This is a genomic window from Desulfovibrio gilichinskyi (genome assembly GCF_900177375.1).
Taxonomy (GTDB): domain Bacteria; phylum Desulfobacterota; class Desulfovibrionia; order Desulfovibrionales; family Desulfovibrionaceae; genus Maridesulfovibrio; species Maridesulfovibrio gilichinskyi.
On sequence record NZ_FWZU01000005.1, the window covers coordinates 91,125 to 110,273 of the forward strand.

General features: G+C 42.5%; 16 protein-coding genes. 13 read left to right on the plus strand and 3 right to left on the minus strand.

Annotated elements, in window-relative coordinates; all coding sequences use genetic code 11:
* Positions 1–68: 68 nt before the first annotated feature.
* From B9N78_RS14360 to B9N78_RS14400, 9 genes are all read left to right on the plus strand, one after another.
* The gene (locus B9N78_RS14360; RefSeq protein WP_085103510.1) at positions 69–2,489 is read left to right on the plus strand and encodes a homocysteine S-methyltransferase family protein; all 2,421 of its coding nucleotides are present in this window, start codon (positions 69–71) and stop codon (positions 2,487–2,489) included.
* 175 nt (positions 2,490–2,664) lie between these two features.
* Positions 2,665–3,150: a TlpA family protein disulfide reductase gene (locus tag B9N78_RS14365; protein WP_085103512.1), complete on the plus strand. Its 486-nt coding sequence runs from the start codon at positions 2,665–2,667 to the stop codon at positions 3,148–3,150.
* Positions 3,151–3,155: 5 nt separating this feature from the next.
* Positions 3,156–3,614 carry an N-acetyltransferase gene (locus tag B9N78_RS14370; protein WP_085103514.1) on the plus strand — a complete coding sequence of 153 codons (459 nt, stop codon included), beginning with the start codon at positions 3,156–3,158 and terminating at the stop codon, positions 3,612–3,614.
* Positions 3,615–3,642: 28 nt separating this feature from the next.
* Positions 3,643–4,167, plus strand: a complete 525-nt coding sequence (hpt, locus tag B9N78_RS14375; protein WP_085103516.1) for a hypoxanthine phosphoribosyltransferase — start codon at positions 3,643–3,645, stop codon at positions 4,165–4,167.
* Between the two features lie 75 nt (positions 4,168–4,242).
* Positions 4,243–5,658 carry a DUF3426 domain-containing protein gene (locus B9N78_RS14380; RefSeq protein WP_085103518.1) on the plus strand — a complete coding sequence of 472 codons (1,416 nt, stop codon included), beginning with the start codon at positions 4,243–4,245 and terminating at the stop codon, positions 5,656–5,658.
* Positions 5,659–5,788: 130 nt separating this feature from the next.
* On the plus strand, positions 5,789–7,111 hold the full coding sequence (gene radA, locus B9N78_RS14385) for a DNA repair protein RadA (protein WP_085103520.1): 1,323 nt from the start codon (positions 5,789–5,791) through the stop codon (positions 7,109–7,111).
* Between the two features lie 177 nt (positions 7,112–7,288).
* On the plus strand, positions 7,289–8,386 hold the full coding sequence (wecB, locus tag B9N78_RS14390; RefSeq protein WP_085103522.1) for a non-hydrolyzing UDP-N-acetylglucosamine 2-epimerase: 1,098 nt from the start codon (positions 7,289–7,291) through the stop codon (positions 8,384–8,386).
* Between the two features lie 129 nt (positions 8,387–8,515).
* On the plus strand, positions 8,516–8,965 hold the full coding sequence (trxC, locus tag B9N78_RS14395; protein ID WP_085103524.1) for a thioredoxin TrxC: 450 nt from the start codon (positions 8,516–8,518) through the stop codon (positions 8,963–8,965).
* A gap of 34 nt (positions 8,966–8,999) precedes the next feature.
* Positions 9,000–10,646 carry a mechanosensitive ion channel family protein gene (locus B9N78_RS14400; RefSeq protein ID WP_245805565.1) on the plus strand — a complete coding sequence of 549 codons (1,647 nt, stop codon included), beginning with the start codon at positions 9,000–9,002 and terminating at the stop codon, positions 10,644–10,646.
* Between the two features lie 88 nt (positions 10,647–10,734).
* Here B9N78_RS14400 and B9N78_RS14405 read toward each other — a convergent pair whose 3' ends face one another.
* From B9N78_RS14405 to B9N78_RS14415, 3 genes are all read right to left on the minus strand, one after another.
* Positions 10,735–12,885: a hypothetical protein gene (locus tag B9N78_RS14405; RefSeq protein WP_085103528.1), complete on the minus strand. Its 2,151-nt coding sequence runs from the start codon at positions 12,883–12,885 to the stop codon at positions 10,735–10,737.
* A 156-nt stretch (positions 12,886–13,041) separates the two neighbouring features.
* Entirely contained in the window at positions 13,042–14,016 is a 975-nt protein-coding gene (locus tag B9N78_RS14410; protein WP_085103530.1) for a 3-oxoacyl-ACP synthase III family protein, read from the minus strand.
* Positions 14,017–14,297: 281 nt separating this feature from the next.
* Positions 14,298–14,888 (minus strand): hypothetical protein, encoded by a 591-nt coding sequence (locus B9N78_RS14415; protein ID WP_085103532.1) that lies wholly within the window; start codon positions 14,886–14,888, stop codon positions 14,298–14,300.
* Between the two features lie 224 nt (positions 14,889–15,112).
* Here B9N78_RS14415 and B9N78_RS14420 point away from each other — a divergent pair, with 224 nt between their 5' ends.
* The 4 genes from B9N78_RS14420 to B9N78_RS14435 all read left to right on the plus strand — a co-directional run bounded on the left by B9N78_RS14420 (position 15,113) and on the right by B9N78_RS14435 (position 19,144).
* Positions 15,113–16,636, plus strand: a complete 1,524-nt coding sequence (locus B9N78_RS14420) for an ArnT family glycosyltransferase (protein ID WP_085103534.1) — start codon at positions 15,113–15,115, stop codon at positions 16,634–16,636.
* Positions 16,633–17,607, plus strand: a complete 975-nt coding sequence (locus B9N78_RS14425; RefSeq protein WP_085103536.1) for a glycosyltransferase family 2 protein — start codon at positions 16,633–16,635, stop codon at positions 17,605–17,607. The genes B9N78_RS14420 and B9N78_RS14425 overlap by 4 nt, the downstream gene beginning before the upstream one ends.
* Positions 17,597–17,971: a GtrA family protein gene (locus B9N78_RS14430; protein ID WP_170921439.1), complete on the plus strand. Its 375-nt coding sequence runs from the start codon at positions 17,597–17,599 to the stop codon at positions 17,969–17,971. Before B9N78_RS14425 ends, B9N78_RS14430 begins: the two co-directional genes overlap by 11 nt.
* A 138-nt stretch (positions 17,972–18,109) precedes the next feature.
* Positions 18,110–19,144, plus strand: a complete 1,035-nt coding sequence (locus B9N78_RS14435) for a glycosyltransferase family 9 protein (RefSeq protein WP_085103540.1) — start codon at positions 18,110–18,112, stop codon at positions 19,142–19,144.
* Positions 19,145–19,149: the final 5 nt, after the last annotated feature.

Consider the following 19,149-nt stretch of genomic DNA (forward strand, 5'->3'; position numbering starts at 1 on the left):
AGTAGAAGCGATTCGAAGCAATTGTAACTAAAGATTTCGGGTTTTATTCATAACCTTTGGAGTATCTTATGCCGGATTTTCGTAAAGCTCTGCGCGATGATCGCGTTTATTTCTTTGATGGTGGATATGGAACACTTCTACAGGGAAGAGGTCTTCCGGCGGGAATGTCTCCTGAGCTTTTCGGTCTGGAGAGTCCGGAAGTTATTAAATCCGTGCATCAGGATTACGTTTCTGCCGGAGCGGATGTTCTCACTACTAACACTTTCGGCGGCAGCAGATTAAAGCTCGGTCCGGATGCTGATGTCATCAGCCTTAACAGAAAAATGGCTCTTCTGGCCAGATCCGTAGCCGGGGATAATATTTTTGTTGCGGGTAGTGTCGGCCCGACCGGACACTTTGTCCAGCCTCTTGGGGAAATGACCTTTAAAGAGATGGTCGAGGTTTACAAAGAACAGATTCAAGGGCTGGTTGAAGGCGGAGTTGACCTGATTCTCGGTGAAACTCACTTTGACCTTGCTGAGGCGAAAGCTGTTGTTGTTGCAACCCGCGAAGTTTGTGATCTGCCTGTTGCTCTTTCCATGACTTTTGAATCCCCTTCCGCCTGTCTTACAGGTTCTTCCCCGCTTACATTTATTGATACCATGCAGAACATGGGTGTTGAGCTGATGGGAACCAACTGCAGTGCCGGACCTGAACAGATATATGAAGTTTTAAAATCCATGCAGCCGAGGCTTTCCAGCCCGTTGCTGGTTGAAGCCAACGCAGGACTTCCGGAACTTGATGAAAATCGTAAGACTGTTTTCAGACTTCAGCCTGAACCGTTTGCTAAGCAATCCGTCCGCTTTCTTGAAGTGGGTGCAAAATTTATCGGAGGCTGTTGCGGTACAACTCCTGATCATATCAGAGCCCTCAGGAATATAGTAGGCGATGCAAAATGGAAGCGTCCTGTTCCGGAAGATAACTGCCAGATGGTTCTTACTTCCAGAGCGCAGTCCGTCAAAATCGGATTTGATCAGCGCGGCGTAATTATCGGAGAACGCATCAACCCTACAGGGAAAAAAGTTCTCAGTGCTGAACTTCAAAAGGGGCAGTTCACTGAGGCGATGAAGTTTGCCGCTGAACAGATTTCAGCCGGAGCACCTGTGCTGGATATCAATGTAGGAGCCCCTCTGGTTGATGAAGTTAAAATTTTACCTGCCCTCGTTAAAGAGGTCATGACGCAGTTTCCAGCTCCATTAAGTATCGATTCTACAAATCCGGACGCAGTTGAAGCCGCATTATGGAACTACGCAGGTTCTCCGCTTGTCAACTCCATCAGCGGTGAAGCCGGACGTATGGAACGTCTCGGACCGCTTTGTAAGAAATTCGGAGCTCCTTTTATTCTGCTGCCTATTATCGGCAGTAAACTTCCCTTCACCTGTGCGGAAAGAATTGAAGTCGTTTCCAAACTACTCGAAGAAGCTGACTCCTACGGCATTCCACGCAGGCTCATAATGGTTGATGCTCTTGCTTTGACTGTTTCATCCAAGCCGGAAGCCGCAAGACACTGTCTGGATTTTATAAAACATTGCAAAGAAGAATGGAATCTGCCGACTGTTCTGGGTCTTTCAAACGTCTCGTTCGGATTACCGGCCCGCGAACTTCTCAACTCAAGCTTTTTGACTCTATGCCAAGGACAGGGACTTTGCGCATTCATTGCCAATCCCAATTCTTCAAGGCTCAGGGAAAGTCTTTATTCCGCAGAAGTTCTGCTTGCCAGAGATCCGCAGGCGGAGCAGTTTATAGCGCAGTATGCCGGATGGACTCCTTCCGGTGACGGCGGCCAGGCTACCGGCGGAGGGCAGAGTCAGGGAAAGCCGAAAGCCGGGGCTGATAATCTTTTTGACGCAGTTGTTTCAGGAGACAGGGGCGGAATACTCGCGCTTGTTGAAAGAGATCTTGCCGGAGGGCGTGATCCGTTTGCTCTTGTTAATGACGACCTTATTCCTGCCATTATGGAAGTGGGTGAGAAGTACGAGCGCAAAGAATATTTCCTTCCACAGCTTTTGCAGTCTGCCGAGACTCTCCAAAAAGCTTTTGAAAAACTCAAACCTCTTCTTGAAGCGGCTGGCGGAAAACAGAAACAGGACGTAATTGTCATGGCTACGGTTGAAGGTGATATTCACGATATAGGTAAAAATATTGTCTGTCTCATGCTTCGCAATCACGGTTTCGATGTGGTTGACCTTGGCAAGGATGTTCCGGCAAAAACGATTGTTGATGTTGCACAGGAAAAAGGTGCTAAAATTATAGGTCTTTCCGCTCTTATGACAACGACCATGGTCAGAATGGAAGACACTATCGCCCTCTTAAAAGAGCGCAACCTCGATATTAAAGTTATGATCGGCGGCGCAGTTATCACCGGAGGGTTCAGCGAATCTATCGGTGCTGACGGCTGGTCTACTGACGCGGTTGCAGCTGTGAAGGTGGCTAAAAATCTGTTGCAGTAATTAAGTTATCCTAATAAGGCCGCCGTCAGAAAGAGCTTCTGGGGCGGTCTTATTTTTTTTAAAAAGTACTTGCTAAGCCGTTTTGCTCCGTGTCAGCTGTTTTTGAGTTCTTTTTAAGAATCTGTTAGTGCTGACCGTAGTTGATTCTACTAAACGATTTTATACTGGGAGTAGTATGAGATTTATAAATAAAATTTGTGTAATGTTTGTGCTGTTTTTGATCTTGGCCGCAGGTTGCAGCAAAGCTGAAACAGCAGGTGAAGTTAAAACTCTTAATGCTCAGGCTGTTCAGGATGTTATCGCGCAGGCAAAAGGGAAAGTCGTGGTTGTTAATTTCTGGGCAACATGGTGTCCGCCCTGCCGTGCGGAGATTCCTGACCTGATTGAACTTCGCAAGAAATTCTCCGATGACGATCTGATGATGATCGGAGTTTCTGTTGATTCCGGCGTTGATGCGGTGAAGGAATTCATGGGTAAAGAAGCAGAGTTTAATTACCCTGTGTACTTCGCGGATAGTGACGTAGCAGGATTTTACGGAATTGAAAGTATTCCGAGAACTTTTGTTTTTAACACCGCAGGGAAAAAGGTTTTTGATAAGTCCGGCAGTTTTCCCGGTTCCATGTTTGAGGTTTATATCACCAAACTCCTTAAGGACCGGTAAAGTCTGTGGCGATTATCAGAAAAGCTCGAATGGAAGATGCTGAAGGTATCCATTCAATTATAAAAGACAGTACAAAAAATGCGATGGTTCTTCCTCGCTCCAGATCCTCAATTTATAATCATCTTCGTGATTTTTTTGTTGCAGAGGCGCAAGACGGGCAGATTGTCGGGTGCTGCGCGCTCAGCATCACCTGGGACTGCCTGGCAGAAGTTCGCTCGCTTGTCGTTACCCCTGAATCTCGCGGGGCTAACCTCGGCGGAAGAATGGTTGAAGCATGTGTTCAGGAAGCCAGAGATCTAGGTGTGCGCGAAGTTTTTGTTCTCACGAATATTGAGGACTTTTTTAACAAGCAGGGTTTTGTCGCGACGGATAAGAATATACTCCCTCAGAAAGTATGGGCAGATTGTATTAATTGTCCGCTGTTTCCTGATTGTGACGAAATTCCAATGATAATGAAACTTTAAATATATTAAATTAATAAGGAATCCAGATATGGGCCATTGCCTAAAAGAAGTGTTTTCTTCTGAAGTTATTGCGGCTAGAATTAAAGAGCTTGGTAAAGAAATTTCTGAAACATACGGAGATCAGCCTTTAGTGTGCGTATGTGTACTAAAAGGAGCTTATCTCTTTTTTGCAGATCTGACCCGCAGTCTTAAGGCTGAGCCGGAAATAGATTTTGTCCGTCTTTCAAGTTATGGAAACGGAAAAAGCAGAACAGGAAGTATGAATTTCTCAAAAGATCTTGAAGGTTCTATTGCCGATAAGCATGTTCTTATCGTAGAAGATATCGTAGATACTGGACATTCTGTTGAATTTTTGAAACATGTTTTTTCTAGGCGTAATCCGCTCAGCATTAGAACCTGTTCTTTGATTGATAAAAATGAGCGTAGAGAAATTGATCTTAAGGTTGATTTTGCAGGTTTCGTTGTTGAGAATGGCTTTCTTGTCGGATACGGAATGGACTACGCAGAGAAATACAGGTATCTAAATGCAGTATATGAATTAGAGAATGACTAATTATATAATTTTATGTATTAATTTTTCAATGATTTGCATTGATTTAAACCTCTTGAAGAGCAGGTAGAGCGGTCCATGATTATTACGTGTCCAAACTGTGAGACCAAGTTCAACTTACCGGATAGTAAAATTCCAGCAGGCGGAGCTAAAGTTAAGTGCTCTAAATGTGCGAATGTTTTTAAGGTAACCCCTCCTGCTTTAGAGCCGGAAGACGAAGTTGCGTCTATGCTCGAAGAAGATGTTGCACCGACTCCTGCTCCTAAGCCGAAACCTGAGCCCAAGCCAACGCCGAAACCGAAACCTAAACCGGAACCGGAAGCCCCTGCTGAAGATGAGTTGGATGATGATTTCTTCGGTGAAGATTCAAGCGAAGAAACTGAGGATAGTCTTGATGAAGATCTTTTCGGTGAGCTTGGAGCAGATGATGAAAAATCAGCTGCTGCCGGAACTGATGATCTGGAAGATGATCTTTTCGGTGCAGGTAATACCGGTGACGACGCTGATTTAGGCGCGGACCTTTTTGATGATGACGAGCCTGCCGCAGCAACTGCTGACGGCGAAGATGCTTTTGATATAGATGAAGAGCTTTTCGGCAGCGATGACGACGAGGAAATCGGGGGAGAGACTGAAGAGTCTTCTGCTGATAGTGATGATATCGCTGATGAAGATGTTACTGATGAAGAAACCTTCGATGACGATGATCTTTTTGGTGAAGACGGCGAAACGGAATCTTTTTCTGAAGACGAGCTTTTCGGAGATGATGAAGAAGTAGAAGAAGAGACTTACGAGGACGATAATTCTCTTGAGGAAGAAGAAAACTTTGTTGAAGAAGATGAAGAAGACCATAGTTTCCCTCTTGACGATGGAGAGATAAACGGATTCGATCTTGATGACGGGATAACTCATTCTTCCGGTAAAAAGGGCGGTAAGAAAAAAGGCAAAGGAATGATCATTACTTTGATCATTGTTCTGCTTTTTGCCGGAGGAGCCGGAGCTGCATGGTACCTGAAACTCTGGGAAAAACTTCCGGCTGGCATTCCTTTTATTTCTTCTTCTGACAACGGAGAGATGGATGCGTCTGAACCTCCGTCTAAAAGATTCAGTAAATTTTCATTTAAAGATTTACGCCAATTCTATGTGAACAATGATAAAGCTGGGCAGCTTTTTATAATCGAAGGTAAAGTCGTAAATAATTTCAGTAGCCCTAAAGAGCTTATTGAAGTTGAGGCTCAGCTTTTTGATGATAAAGGGCAAGTGCTCGATTCTCAAAGACTTCTTTGCGGAAACACTCTTTCATTGTTCCAGCTTGAAGTTCAGTCCAGAGAGGAAATTGAAGCAGCCTTGGCTTCTAAAGTGGGTGTTTTATCTAATAATACTCTGCTTAAGCCGGGAATGGATACACCTTTCATGGTTGTGTTCTTTAAACCATCTCCGGCAGTCAAAGAATATGTGATCAACGTGGTGGAAGCAAAGAATCCGCCTAAGAAATAAATATTGTTTTGAAGCGTAATTCTTTAAATATAAAGGGTGCGCAGCTGAATTGAATTATAAGATTTAAATATGAAAAGCCGGACTGATTGTCCGGCTTTTTGTTTATGGTTTTACCACTGCGGAGATGCTGATGAAGACTAAAGATATTTATGTTTGTTCCAGTTGCGGAGCTCAGGCTATTAAGTGGCAGGGGCAATGCCCCCGTTGCGGTGAGTGGAACACACTTCAGGAAAAAGTTGTTGTCCGCAAAGGCGGCTCAGTAAGTCATGTACATGCCGGTGTGAAAATAACCGCTTTAGCAGATATTTCGACTGAGAATACACAGGCCCGTTCAACTGGATTTGCTCCGCTTGATACTGTGCTTGGTAAAGGGTTTGTTCCTGGAGGAGCCGTGCTTGTCGGCGGTGAACCCGGTATCGGTAAATCCACCTTGCTTCTGCAGCTTGCCGCAGCTCAGTCTCAGATGGGGAATCTGGCAGTATATTTTTCAGGTGAGGAATCTTTGGCCCAAATCAGGGGACGTGCTGAAAGACTTGGATTACTTGATTCAGGACTGCTCGCCATTGCCAGCACTTCTTCGGATGAAGCTCTGGCAATTCTTGAGGCACCTGAAAAGCCGGATCTTCTTATTATTGATTCCGTGCAGACGCTTAACTCGGCACGCGCGGAAGGTATTCCGGGGTCCGTCAGTCAGGTACGCGCCGTTTCCTCAGAGCTTGTGGACGCAGCCAAAAAGACCAAAACAACTTTGGTACTGGTCGGCCATGTGACCAAAGACGGACAGATAGCCGGACCGAAATTACTTGAGCACATGGTTGATACAGTTCTGTATCTCGAAGGTGACCGTAAGCATATGATGCGTATTATGCGCGTGCTTAAAAACAGGTTCGGGCCCAGTGACGAGCTGGTTGTTTTTTCCATGCGCGAATCTGGTATGGAAATAGTAGAAGATCCTTCAACTCTTTTTCTTGGCGATAGGGACGATTCTTTTTCCGGCGCCGCAGTTGTTATGGCAATGGACGGGCACAAACCATTTGCCGTTGAAGTTCAGGCTTTAGCGAGCCGTTCTGTGCTTTCCATACCGCGCCGGACAGCACTCGGGTTTGACACCAACAGGCTTAATCTTATCCTCGCTGTGCTTGAAAAAAGGCTTAACTTAAATCTTGGACAGCTTGATATATACGCCAAAATAGGAGGAGGACTTGCCATGCGCGATCCCGGTCTCGATCTTGGAGTCGCTGCCGCAGTTCTTTCTTCATTTTATGACCGTCCGGTTCCATCCGGAGCAGTCTTCTGGGGCGAGGTTGACCTGAACGGGCGAATCCGTCCGGCATCAGGCGGGGAAACCAGATTAAAGCAGGCCGGAAGACTTGGGTACGGTCCTATTTTTCAGTCCGAAACATGCCGGACTTTGGATGAATTGCAGAATAAACTTTTTGGTCCTAATGGTTAGTATATCAAGAGCAGGTGATTTCGCCTTCGGCTGGACCAAAGGGGATAATCCCCTTTGGAAACCTTGTTAGGGAGATTCTATTTGGGCTTGTCTTGTAGAGGCTATGTGTTTTAAGCAAAAGGTCTTAAGCCGCCGGAGGCCTTCTTCCTTCGACTAATTTCAATCGAGAGTATATAAATGAAAAAAGTTTTTCTGGTAGCCGGAGCGCGTCCTAATCTGATGAAAGTAGCCCCTATTTTCAGGGCATCGCGTAATCTAGAATCTATTGAATGCGACATCGTTTATACCGGTCAGCATTATGACCGTCAGATGTCTCAGGTATTCTTTGAGGATCTGGATATTGATGAACCTAAATATAACATGGGTAAATCTACAGGTTCCCATGCCGAACAGACTGCTGCGATAATGGTCTCCTTTGAAAAAATGTGTGTTGAACATAAGCCTGACCTTGTCGTTGTTGTGGGGGATATTAACTCTACATTGGCTTGTTCTATTGCCGCCCGTAAACTGCATATTCCTGTCGCACATGTTGAAGCAGGTTTAAGAAGCGGTGATCTGGATATGCCGGAAGAACTTAATCGTATGGTTACCGATTCGATCAGTAATTTATTTTTTACAACTGAAGAACACGGGTTTGATAATTTACGGCGCGAAGGAAAAGATGCTGCGTCAATTTTTCAGGTCGGCAATGTCATGATCGACAACTTGTTCTATAATGTAAAACGGCTGGGAGATGATGTTACGTCCGGCTATGAGTCGCGTCCGTTAAAAGAAAAGATCGGCAAGTATGCATTCTTGACCATGCACCGCCCTTCAAATGTAGATTGCAAGGACGTGCTGAAAGGTATTGTTTCCGCTCTTAATAAAATTTCAGAGAAATTACCTATTCTGTTTCCTATCCATCCGCGCACAGCAAAGATGATGGAAGAATTTTCGATTTCTTTTTCGAACAATGTATATACCTTTCCGCCTCTTTCGTTTCGTGAATCACTTTACCTGTGGAAAGATGCACAGGTTGTGATTACTGACAGCGGAGGATTACAGGAAGAGACCACCGCTCTCGGTGTTCCTTGCGTTACTGTGCGTAAAAATACAGAACGTCCGGTCACGGTTGATCTCGGAACTAATGTTCTAGCCGGAGTTCTGGAAGATGATATTCTCCGTGAAGTAGATGCTGCTTTGGTGAAAACAGGGGCTCCTGCTCCTATTATACCCGGCTGGGATGGTCACGCCGCAGAACGGATCTGGAAAATTCTGATTGATTATTTAAAATGATATTAAACAATTAATCATATTTTGTGTTTTTTAATTGCAGGGGTTACCATAACAGGTAATCCCTTTTTTTGTTTTTAATGGTATTACGAAATTCAGTCAGTTAATATTTGATTTGAAAAGGAGAATGCTATGCCGGATTCTAATTCAGATTCACTACACATTGTATGTTCTAAATGTCAGGCAATAAACAGGGTTATTTCGGGTAAACTTATCGATAATCCTACTTGCGGTAAATGCGGAGAATTAGTGCTTAGTTCAAAGCCTGTTAATCTGAGTGATTTGACTTTTGAAAGATTCATTTCAAAAACTGAATTACCTGTGCTGGTGGATTTCTGGGCTTCATGGTGCGGTCATTGCCGGACAATGGCTCCATCATTTCAAGCTGCTGCGCAAGAATTGTTTCCCAAAATTCTGACCGTTAAAGTGGATACAGAAAGCTCGAAAGCAATATCTGCTAAATTCGGTATAAGGTCACTGCCCACTATGGCTGTTTTTAAAAAAGGGCGTGAAGTAAATCGTATCTCAGGAGCTATGTCCACTCAGCAGATTGTGGCATGGGCGAAGCAGTCAGCGGAGTAATATGTTTTGAATCATAATGGATGATGGAGATCTGATGCGTTATTCAGTAAAGTCTTTATTGGTGGCAGTTCTTTTTTTGCTGGCTGTTCCTTCAGTTGGCTTAAGTTCGATAATGTTTCCTCTTGAACCGCCGGACACTTCAAGCCCGCGGGCAACTTTGGACAGTTTTATATATTATACAGATAAGTTGTACGAGGCTGCCTCCATTTCTGACGATGATTTTACGTTGGAAGCGGAGTATTTGCAGAGAGCTGAAGGTTGTTTTGATTTTAGTGAAATTCCGCCTACTTTGGTTGCAGATCTCAGCATTGAGGCTGTGCTCAGACTGCGCGAGATATTGGATAGAATCGATTTACCGGACTTAAACGATGTCCCTGATAAAAATGATATAAAAAGCATAGATGTTGTTGCATGGCGCATGCCGCACACAGAGATAACCATTGGAAGGGTAGCAAAAGGTCCGCGAGTCGGATCGTATCTTTTTACCCCTGAAACTGTGACCAAATTGGCTGAATATTATGATGAAGTTAGAGAGTTACCGTACAAGCAAAACAAAGTTGATCCAGATTATTGTGGGCTATACGAGCAATTCATTTATTCTTCTGGGTGGATGATTCCGGATGGTCTTTTAAGCGAATTACCGCCGTGGATGAAATCAGGTTATATGGGACAGGCTGTTTGGCAGTGGGTTGGACTTTTCATACTTCTTGTACTCGGCGGGCTGTGTCTTTGGATCGTATGGCTTATAAATAAACGTATGAAATGCAGATTTGAAAGCTACTCCTGGGCACCATGGCGGTTGGCTTTTCCATTGTTCGGGATGGCTCTATGTGCATTTCTTGAGTATCTTATCGATAAACAGATTAATATCACGGGGCATGTTCTTTCAATTGTCATTATGGGGCTTGAAGGCGTCTTTTTTATTTTCTTTGGGTTTGCAATAATCGTTGCCGGAAATGTTATTATGCACGGGATTATTGCATCTTCAAAAATCAAAGAAGAAGCTCTTGATGCGGATGTTATTAAGCTTGTTGTCAGGCTTGCTACATTCGGTTTAGTTTTTGTTTTATTTTACAATGCCGGGAGTTATTTCGGTGTTCCTGTAACGGCTGTTTTCGCTTCTGCCGGTATTGTAGGTATCGCGGTCGCTCTCGCCGCTCGGGAAACATTGGCCAACTTTTTCGGAGGTGTTTCAATCTTTCTGGACAGGCCGTTCAGAGCCGGTGATTATATAGTCCTTGATTCAGGAGAGAGGGGAGAAGTTAAGGCCGTCGGTATGCGCAGTACCCGCTTGCTCACGCGTGATAATATTCTGATCACTATTCCTAATTCCGTTATCACTAATGTTAAAATTACAAATCAGAGTATGCCGGAACCGCATTTCAGGGTGCGTATCAAGTTAGGGGTAGCTTACGGTTCTGATGTTGATAGAGTTGAAGCTTTGTTAATGGATCAGGCCCTTAATAATGAGCTTGTTGTCGCTTCGCCAGCGCCACGCGTTCGTTTTCGTGCTTTCGGTGACTCTGCATTAGAGTATGAATTACTCTGCTGGGCGGCTTGCCCTGAGGATAAAGGTAGAGTTATTCATACACTTAGCCGTGATATTTATAAGAAATTTAACGAAGAAGGGATCGTCATGCCATTTCCGCAACGGGATGTGCATTTGCATAAGGCTGAGTGAGTTTGTGGGAAAAATGAAGAATAGATAATTAAAAATTCATCCCGCCCCTTGTATAAATGTATGCAAAGAGCGGGATGAAAATTATAGATTACTTTTCTTTTTTAACAGTTAAGATAACCGGAGCGGCCGTGACCAGTCCCGTAGCAACTACTTCTTCCCCGCGCATTGCTTTTATTTCGACAATGACGTTTGTTCCGGCATTTAAATCATAAAGAGGAATTGTTACCAGTCCGTCTCTTGGAACTGTCCGCCAGCCGGGGTATTTTTTGTCTAGTACAAAACCATTCTGTTTTAAGACAGAATCTCCAACAGCACCGTTTTGTACTTTCATTAAGCAGGTTGCGCCGCCTGTTTTCACTCCGCTGAAGACAACCTGAAGGTTGCCATGCCCCTTTTCTGTGACGATATTATTCATCGTAGAGTGTATTTCAAAAGAGCATTTTGCCGAAGACTCTTTACCTGTCATCTGATATAGCACTATATTTTTTTGATTTCTGCCTGCGAAACTGAGCTCCATTTTAGCAGAGCTGAAACCCTTTATATCTTTAAATGATTGAAATGATATATTGCACCCCGTTCCATCCGTAGTTCCTGCAATTGCCAATGGGGGGAATGTTAACTTCTTTTTGTTAACGAACGCTATTAACAGCGGTTTAATGTTTTTTTTGCTTATATTATTCCCCCCAGCTACAAAGACGTTTGTTCTCGTTCCGTCATCGATAGCAGGAAATACAAATTGTGAACTGGGAAGAGTCGCTTCAACCTCTTTATGTTCAATATTAGATTTAACTTGAAACGATGTGTATGAATATTGTCCGCCAATCCAAAGGTTTGCAATATCGGTCCAAATTTGCTCTTTGATCAGCTTGGCCGCTTTGCATCGAATGGTTGCATTGTCTTTTTTTTCAGTCGCAGACCCCAGAGACTCACAAAATGTGTCATAATCAGTATCGAAGCAATCCCAGCGGTTGGTTTGAACGTCTGCAGCAAGCTTTATAAAATTAGTAGCAACTTTTTTGTCAGTATGACTGTCATGATTAATATATTCCGGGAAGGGAATTTCGTATTTCTCTAGGATTAAAGCTGCCTCACTGATCATAGTGGATTTCTCTGTCCACATAAGATCTTTTCCTGTGTTTATATTTACAAGATTTGTTCGTGCTACAGCCATTAACTTGTTATTTTGTCCATTTGGGACCATGAGTAAGAGAGTCACATAGTGAGTTCTTGGAATCATTACGTATTCTTTTGCCGTACCTTTTTCGTTTGCAGTAAGCATTGCTCCAAAACGTACGCGTATAGAATTGTCGCTAATCCGTCCTACGGTCATTAAGCTGTTGTAATTTTTACCTGTTGTTTTTAAAAAGTTTTTAGCTGTAGATGAAAAACCTGCCTCTGCACCGATTCCATTAATTGTTGCCATTAAGGCCATTCCAAGCTGAAGAATTTTTTCATTTGTACGATTATATGATGAGCTTTCTAAATCTTCAGTTGCAAGAAGTGGGATAACGTAAGGGGTTCGCATTTCGGTGTTATTCTGTCCGAATTTCTCACAAGTAGAATGGGAAAACCTATCCGGAAAAAATGAAATTGTAGAGTATGCATCATATGGCGCGTTATGGGTTTTTGGATTAAGCGAAACCTGCATTCTTACGAGGTAAGGAGTGTACCCATCTCTTTTTGCCGCGTATTTAACATACTTATTTAAAAGCTTAACTTCTTGATATAATGCTGTTGCTGCAGAGTAGCGTAACCTGGGATTTATAATGGTACTCTCTAATTCTTTATTTTCTGGAGTACTCATAAGGCCTGCTTCATTGTGATTTATATTGAGGCCGCTTATGTCAGGTTGCGTAAAGGATTTAGTTTTTGACTCACTAAATGAATCAGCGACTTCGCTTCCTTTAAGGCTGGTTGCGGTTGTTGAACTAAGAGCACCCGTCAGTCCGGCTTTTAAATATGCACTGATCGCTTTGAGTATTAATTTATCTTCAGCAAAAGTGGTGGGTATCGCCAGATCGAAAGCTTTTGCAGAATCCATTTTAAAGTCAGGTTGTAATTCGTCTTTTATTTCGTCCCATGGAATTACCGTCAGGACACTTGCGTGAGTGGAAGCAATTTTGTGTTGGTAGTGTTTGTCGTAGGCTGTTTTTTGATATCTAGACGGGAGCGTTTTATAGCATCCGAGCATTATTGCGACGATCATAAAAACGCATAATAAGGTAATTTTTCTAAACATTTTATTCTCCTTGATTATATTTATAGCATATTATACCATTATAATAATTATAAACAAGAAGAAAAGTAAACGTTATGCACTTGTAATTTATTTGAAAATAAAAAAGTCCGGCAAAAGCCGGACTTTTCAATTCAAAGCTATGACAACTCACTAGAATTAATATTCGATAATAGCTCCGGACCAACTTAGCCCGATTCCGAAGCCGAAGAGTAATATTTTATCGCCGCGTTTAAGTATCCCACGGTCTTCTGCTCTTTTCATAGCGATGGGGATAGAAGATGAAGTTGTATTTCCTACCTCTTCAAGGTCGATAATCAATTTCTCTTCCGGTATGGAAAGTTTTTTACCTATTTCTTCAAGCACTTTTCGACTGGCTTGGTGGAAGATAAAAAGGTCAATGTCATCAAGCGAAATCTTTGCAGACTTTGCAAGCTTTATAATTTCGGGAGGAATTGTTTTGATTGTAAACTGGAGGACTTTGTAGCCATCCATCTGAAAGTCAGGTGGTAAAATCGGAGCTTCAGGGTCTTTGCCTGTTGTAACGCTTATTCCGGTATTTTCGCATATAATGGATTTACAGCGACTGCCGTCAGTTCCAAATTGGAAGACAGGTAAAATTTCAGGTTTGTCGATGATAGTAGCGCATGCACCGTCGGAAAAGAGCAGGAAGGCTTTATTGGTATCCGGATTGATGATTTTTGAATAATTATCAACAGTAACAAAAAGCACTCTTTGAGAAATTTCGGCAGCCAGATAAGCGTAAGCGGTTGAAAGTCCGTAACAGAACCCGCTGCAACCTAAACTGATATCAAAACATTTGGTGGAAGAAGGAAGTCCAAGCTCATGTTGCAAACATGCAGAGACATGCGGAAGAAGGTTATCCGGAGTTTGAGTGCAGACTATAAGAGTATCCGGTAGCGCTGAGTTTGATATATTTTTAAGAGCCTTCTCAGCGGCTTTGCGAGCCATTTGAAGAGTTGTTTCATCTTTATCTGAATGATGTAGAAAACGAACGCCTGTTTTTGGCAGAGAATTGCGGACATGCCATTCCGGTTTGCGTTCATCTAATTCGAAACAATCAACTGTTTCATCGGGGATATAATAGTCTATTGTATTAATAAGAGGCTTCATTAATTTTTCCGTAGTTAATCTATTGTATATGTCACTAACTATGTGGGAGCACGATTGTTTGTAACATGTGCTACGTGTTTTTATAAAAGAGAGGAATCGAACGATACATTCAGGTGTGTATTTAATCCCCGACACTGCAAACACGGCTCTAATAACGATTATTCAGGCTTGGCGCAAGGTAATAAAAGTGAACATTTTACATTGTCATATAAAATAAAAGCCCAACGTTATAAAATAACGTTGGGCTTTAGCAATCTTTTTAATGGAGCAAAATTTAATATTTAGTTGTTCTCATTAATAATTTTAATCGCTTGCGGAATAAATAAACCGAATGAATCATGAAGTCCTGCCATCAGTTTTCCTGCATTGTCACCGGTATTAGCAAATTCTTTTTCCTGTTTTGAAATATAATTTTTTGAAAAAAGCAATTTATTATCTTTTGTCACCATGCCATCAAGCTCAACTTTATATTTCATTTCCAATTGTCCGGGGCGGTCTATATAAACCTTGTTAGCCACTCCGGTAAGGATGAAACTGTCTCCGGCCTCGTCCATTGTTTCAAAATATTCGACATTGTAACCTTGGGATTTCAGCTGAGTGTATAGCGATTTTGCCATCCAGGTTCCTACATCAATTGAAGGAATATATTTGAATAGATTGCTTTGACCGATTTCTTTGATCGGTGAGCTTTCAGTAAATTTTACAACTGCAATTTTAGTTGAACATGACGGAGAGTCTATTTGGATGGGCGTGTATTCAAGATTAAGAATGGTCTCTTTCATCTTTTTTTCAGCTGAAAAACCTGAGGATGGAAGCATAAGCACTGCTGCAGCAAGAAGTAAGACAGCTATAAATAGAGGCTGTTTTTTCATAATCTCTCCTTTTGTTGTACGAGGTGATGGGGATAAACTTGATATTCTCTATAAATGTACTGGAATTGTGAGGTTGCTGTCAAAGTTCTTTTAGAATGCGAGGTTTTTAGTTTGAAGAATATGTTGCCTTTTAAAGCGGGTTGACCATGAGTGTACACTTGGATTACTTGCAATGTTTATTGCTGGCGAGCGAACAGATTAAAACAACACAGGGCTCATAATATATGACTGACAATCGTACTTGTTATAATTTTTCAGATTTATCCATAAATATATTTTATGTGCTGGGTATAGTCGCTTTGTCTACAGCTGTACGGGCTCTCTCACTTGAGTATGTAGAAATAGGCGGGGACTCGCTTTCTGTTTGGGAAAATGTTGTTAACCTTGTTAATAACGGCAGTTACATCGAGTGGACTCATCATACTATCAGATGGGCTATCAACCTGCCGCTGTATTTGATGCTTAAAGCATTCGGAACGGCTTCCACTAATTATTATATTTTACCGATTCTTTATTCTGCGATCAGTGCTGTGCTTGTTTTTTATGCCGGCTCTGTTCTGAAAGATAGACACTTCGGCTTTCTCTCAGCTCTGCTCCTTATTCTATACCCCAAAATGACTACAATGGGCAGTCAGCTCTGGCCTGGGCTATACGAAATGACCTATTTACTGGGAGGTGTTCTTGCCCTGCTTTACTGGCGCAAGTATGGTGGATGGCATCTGCTCGCCATTGCAGGAATACTTGCCGGATGTGCATGGGGTTCGAGAGTTACCAGTATTTATTATGGTCCCGGAATTTTGGCCTTACTTTACCTGGGCAAAAAAAGATTGAGACCAATACTTATTTTTTCTGTTTTTTTCTTAGCTGTTGTCGTGCTTGAATGGTTTTGTTTTTATAGCATAACAGGAAGGGCTCTAGGGAAATTTAGCATTATTCTTCGCAATCATGTTTCGCAAGGTCAATTGCTAATAACATCCGGTGAATATCTGCTTAATTTTCTAAATCTCATAAAATTAAGAGGACTTTTAATCGTATTTTTGGCTGGATTTGCGGTCTCCGTCTGGTTTCTGAAACGAGGCGATGATAATGAAAAATGTATATCTATTTTGTTTCTGGGCGGCCTGTTTTTTAACGTATTTATGATATCCAGTTTGCACCCCCTTAAACTTGCAGCACCAATCGGCAGTAGGTACCTTACCGCTGGTACGCCATACTTGGTAATGATTCTTTTGTTAGGACTCAGGAAGTGGTATGAATCCTCCCCGCGCGCTGCAAAATTTTTTAAGTATGGTTTGATTATTGCTTTTGCCGCATTTACATTGAAAGAGGTTCCCTCGCAGAATACGTTCAGTCGATTGCAGGAAGATTTACAAAACGGACGCATCATTACTGAAGAAAAAATTCCGGTTCTTATGCGATACACTGCATGGTCTCCGAATATTATTGAGCAAAGCGTGATGAGCTTATTCGGGTATGAGAAGCAGGGAAGGCTCAAGATAAACGAAGATATAAAAATGGCGAAGAATGCCCGCCGGATGCGCATCATGCTTTTCGGAAAGCAGCCGGATGAAAATTACAAGCCTGAAAATATTAATGGATATTACTATTTCTATTCTGGTAATGAAGACGACTTGGCTAAGTCCTCACGTGTCGGTATTTCCGATTTCGACCGCAAGGGGCATAAATTGATGATAATTCCTAAAACATCACTACCGCAAGATCTTTTGAAAGGGGCTCCGATAAAATGAAAACAGCCGTTTTAATTCCATGTTTGAATGAAGAAGAAGCCATTACAAGTGTTGTTCGTGATTTTACTGAGCAATTACCGGGGTGTGTAATTTACGTTTATGATAACGGTTCAACTGATAGAACTGTTGAGGTCGCACGGGCTGCCGGAGCCTTTGTTGCTACGGAGAAAAGACGCGGTAAAGGTAATGTCGTAAGCCGCATGTTCGCAGATATTGATGCGGATATTTATGTGCTGGTAGATGGTGATGATACGTATGATGCTGCCGCCGCTCCGGCCATGGTTGAAAGACTCTTGAGCAATAATTTAGATATGGTTGTAGGCGTCCGCGATCATAAAGATGAAGATGAAGCATACAGATCAGGGCATCAGGCCGGAAATGCTGTCTTTAATAAGTTTCTGGGCGTGATATTTGAGAAGACTTTTACAGATATTTTTTCCGGGTATCGTGTCTTTTCAAAACGATTTGTAAAATCGTTCCCCTGCTTAAGCCGCGGATTTGAAATTGAAATGGAAATGAGCATTCATTCAATTACTGCCAGACTTCCTGTTGAAGAAATGGTTACAACTTACGGTAAGCGTCCGGAAGGAAGCCATAGTAAGCTGAATACATACAAAGACGGAATGCGTATTTTTTGGACGATGTTGCAACTGTTCAAACATATTTTTCCGCTCAAATTCTATGCTGGAATCGGGGGTGTTTTGGCTCTGATTTCTCTGGCTCTGGGGCTTCCTATTGTCGGAGAATGGGTGATTACCGGGCTTGTTCTAAAGTTACCTACCGCTGTGCTTGCTGCGTCAATCGGCATTATTGCCTGTTTATCTATTGCGATCGGAATTATTCTGGATTGTGTAAGCAAAGGGCATATGGAAATGAGGAGGCTGGAATATTTAAACTTCACTTCGCCTGCGGTAATTTGTCCGGACTGCTGTCCAAAAGATAATTCTGATGGTGGCGCTATTGTTAAGTAGCAGGTTTTTGCGTTTTTGCTGTATCGGAGGACTGGGGTTTATTATTTACTCTGCGGCGACATATGCTGGTGTGGGGTTAGGTCTCCCCTCATTATACGCAGTTATCCCCGGGATAATAATTGCGTTGGCGGTTTGTTACAAGGCTCATCATGCCTTCACATTTCGTAAAGAAGGCAAAATTTCTTTACGAGGCTGGTATAAATTCTTGATCGCTAACGGGGTCGGAAGCGTAATTAATTATGGCTGTTATGCGATAGTTTTACTAATGTGGCCTACTATTCCTTTGATTATTCCTCTGGCTGTCGGTTCAGGGATGGCTCTTATTGCAAATTATATTTTATCAGCACGTTATGTCTTTCGCTGATTTTGCACAAAGAGATAAGCTTGTTTTTGAAGTTAAAGGGCGTCTGGACTTTATTTAACCGGTGTGCTTATTGCGTCCCTTCAAAAAAATAAATTGATTTTTTGAATTATAATATCTTGAAAGTGAGTTTTCCAAATAGTGAATGATATAACAGCAATTAATCCGAAACGAATTCTGGTCTGCCAATTGCGGCAAATCGGCGATGTCGTTTTAGCCACAGCATCCGTATATTTGTTGCATAAAAAATATCCGCAGGCTGAGATTCATGTATACACTGAAGAGAAGTGCGCTCCGGTTTTTGATAATAATCCTGCAGTTAAGTATGTCTGGTCCATAAATAAGGAGGAGCTGCGGAATCCATTTAAAGCATTAGCTTTTTATCGTAAAGTCGGAAAAGCCGGTTATGATCTGGTTGTGGATTTTCAGCAGCTTCCCAGATGTCGGTGGATGCTTTTCTTTTGTGGTGCTCCTGTGCGGCTTTCATTTAATCCTCCATGGTATAATCGTTTCTTATATACGAACTGGCCTGAATCTATTCCCGGGGGTTACGCGGCAAAATATAAGGCTGGGGTTCTGAGTCCTTTAGGAATAGAATGGGGAGATGCTAAGCCTCAGATTTTTGTCAGCGAAAAGGAACGGGAGGAAGCTAGATCATGTCTTGCTTCACTTGGTGTAAAAGATGATGAGCTTCTAATTACTTTAGATCCGTCTCACAGAAGATATACCCGACGATGGCCGGCAGAACATTATGGAAAATTAATTTCATTGCTGGCTGAAAAACGAAAAGATATTAAATTTTTTATAATTTATGGACCAGGCGAGAAAGACGTTGCGTTAAAAGTTAAATCAGTATCAACCCTTGAAAGCAGATGTGTAATGCTTGAGAAAGCCGGGTCATTGCGGCTTATGGCTGCGCTTATTGAAAGAGCTGTTTTACATATAGGAAACTGTTCCGCGCCGAGGCATTTTGCCGTTGGGGTCGGGACTCCGAGTATAACTATCCCGGGTTCATCGAGCAGTGCGTGGACTTTTCCTTCTCCTGATCACATAGAAGTGGTGCCTGAGCTTGAATGTCAGCCATGCAGCAGTGAAAGTTGTTCCAGAGGTGATCTGGCATGTCTTAAAGATCTATCTCCTGAAGATGTGCTTGCGAAGGTTTTAGAAAAAATTTGAGTTTT